This window comes from Piscirickettsia salmonis LF-89 = ATCC VR-1361 (assembly GCF_000297215.2).
Lineage (GTDB): Bacteria > Pseudomonadota > Gammaproteobacteria > Piscirickettsiales > Piscirickettsiaceae > Piscirickettsia > Piscirickettsia salmonis.
Map to the genome: position 1 here is coordinate 1 of NZ_AMFF02000183.1, position 2038 is coordinate 2038.

Annotated in this window: 5 protein-coding genes; 4 read left to right on the forward strand and 1 reads right to left on the reverse strand. The window is 35.4% G+C overall.

Annotated features, from left to right (window positions below):
• From C200_RS15850 to C200_RS15855, 4 genes are all read left to right on the forward strand, one after another.
• On the forward strand, positions 1–282 hold a 282-nt coding region (locus C200_RS15850), incomplete at its 5' end, for a hypothetical protein (protein WP_033923814.1).
• A gap of 422 nt (positions 283–704) precedes the next feature.
• Positions 705–878 carry a hypothetical protein gene (locus C200_RS15565; RefSeq protein WP_016212177.1) on the forward strand — a complete coding sequence of 58 codons (174 nt, stop codon included), beginning with the start codon at positions 705–707 and terminating at the stop codon, positions 876–878.
• A 76-nt stretch (positions 879–954) separates the two neighbouring features.
• The gene (locus tag C200_RS12950) at positions 955–1212 is read left to right on the forward strand and encodes a hypothetical protein (RefSeq protein ID WP_016212174.1); all 258 of its coding nucleotides are present in this window, start codon (positions 955–957) and stop codon (positions 1210–1212) included.
• The gene (locus C200_RS15855; protein WP_144019323.1) at positions 1184–1549 is read left to right on the forward strand and encodes a hypothetical protein; all 366 of its coding nucleotides are present in this window, start codon (positions 1184–1186) and stop codon (positions 1547–1549) included. Before C200_RS12950 ends, C200_RS15855 begins: the two co-directional genes overlap by 29 nt.
• On the opposite strand, the gene C200_RS12955 is transcribed toward C200_RS15855, so the two are convergent.
• On the reverse strand, positions 1518–2038 hold a 521-nt coding region (locus C200_RS12955), incomplete at its 5' end, for an IS1 family transposase (protein WP_155276091.1). The two genes, C200_RS15855 and C200_RS12955, sit on opposite strands and share 32 nt — an antisense overlap.

Here is a 2038-nt window from a genome sequence, read left to right on the forward strand (position 1 = left end):
CTAACTAAGCAATCAAATAGACATATTACCGGCTGTTATGTCATTGCCAATAGTGGTATTTCAGCAACACTATTTCGCTATTTATTCGAATGTTTACCTACTGACGCCCGTTGTACAGGAACCAGTTTAATGTGGAGCTTATCTGCTGCACTATTTGGCGGTACCTCACCCATACTCGCCGCTTATTTTATTGATCAAAACTGGCTAGTAATGCCTGGCCTTTGTGTCATTTTCTTTGCTTTGCTGCTTTTGCTATCACAAGGCATAAATCACGCTAAGTAGCAAATGGCTTTACTGTTTATATACTAAAATGATTCAACGTGAAAATCATGTAAATACACAAGACCGCAGCGTATAAAAATGTTAAATTATTGCATAGCACAATAATTATATTTTAAATGTTTAGAACATGGGTAATTAGTAATGATTTCAACTATCATCTCTTTAATCATTTTTTCTCTTTGCGCTGCCTGTGGCCTTTATTTAGACTATAAGCTCGGCACAACTGAATTCATGCTTGATCGTTATAAAATTAGTGTAGAGTAGCAGTGCGCTCTTCAACTGATGAAATAAAAATTAAAAGTTTATTTTTTCATAGGCAATAAATTAAATATTAATTAAAGATATTTTGAATAACACACAAGCTTTGTTAAGCTGTGCTCTAGTACTTTTTTCTTTGGAAAAAATTAAAAGGTTATAAAATCATGCCACGTTTTACCATTAAAGATAAAAATTTTGACAATAACGCCTTTAGGGAACTTTGTTTTCATGCTGAAGATAGTAAATATCAATCTGAAAATGTATTTTTTATATGGGATGTTGAAAATATATTAAAAGGGAATCATAAGCTACAGGCAAAAAGTGCAATACTAAGGTAGCATTCCTGCTGTTAATTTAAAACCAGAAAAAATAGTCAACTACTTTAAAAAATATTACCTCAATGATAGTGGTGATATGTTTGATAATAATCAAAGCATGCCTGTCAATTTAACTGATAGCGCGTTAATACTTAGGTTAAAAGAATGTAATGATCTTACAGAGTTTAAGCAATTGCTCGAACAAGCAAAGAATCAAATTGCTGACCTATTATTACAAAATCAGTCTTTTACAAGCGAGCTGGAAAAATTAGAAGCACTTGAGAAAGAGCTATGCCAAAATCTACGAGAAAAACTTAAGGATATTGGTGACTTACAGTCATTTGCACTATATTAATACAAGTTATTCTTTGCAGGATTTATGCTTTGCAGCATTGGCACACCAACAAACATCGTATTTTAAGAATACAACGTATGCAAGTGACAAACTGCTTGAACTGTTAAATTCACCGACATACAGTGCACTAGCGCTTAAAATATGTCCGCCCAATGGGAAGGATGTGCGTACTCGAGATCTGCGACATTATGCTTGTCATGGACATGAAGACGACTATAAAAAAAGTGATAGTGGACTTTTTTTAAATGCTGTAGATAAAAAAAATGAAAAACTTTTCCGGGTAATGTATCTATTTGATTGCTTAGTTAGATCGCCTTGCCAAACTCGAATTTATTGATGAATAAACCAATCACTACATCATGCATCTTTTCGCTCTTCGAAAAACAAATGGTTTTGCGTGCTAAACGCTTAATTCGGGTTCTTAGGGTTAAATGCTTACGCTCAATGGCCTGTGTGTTTTTTTTACCAATGAAGTGAGAATCTTCTGGCAAAATACGCTGATAAGAGCCCCAATCATCTGTATAGTAATAACGAATGTTAAACGATGAAAGTTTTGATTTAAGCGCAATTAAAGCCTCATCTTTACGTCGGCCAAAATGATAGGCAAGAATTTTGCGGGTGGAGTGATCAATTGCATGCCAAAGCCAGCGCTGGTTTTTCTTATGGCCAACAAAGCTCCACATTTCATCCAGCTCAATATCGTTTACACACACTAATTCGATTTCTCTTTCTTCATCACCGTTTAGCAGCCGCTGCGAGCCATGGAGTGCTAAGCACGGGGTGAGTAGGCCGAGGTAGGTTCGGGTTTTTAGCAGAGCGGAGTTGC

Coding starts and splice junctions, on each gene's coding strand:
- C200_RS15565 (WP_016212177.1), top strand. CDS start 705: ATGCCACGTTTTACCATTAAAGATAAAAATTTTGACAATAACGCCTTT.
- C200_RS12950 (WP_016212174.1), top strand. CDS start 955: ATGTTTGATAATAATCAAAGCATGCCTGTCAATTTAACTGATAGCGCG.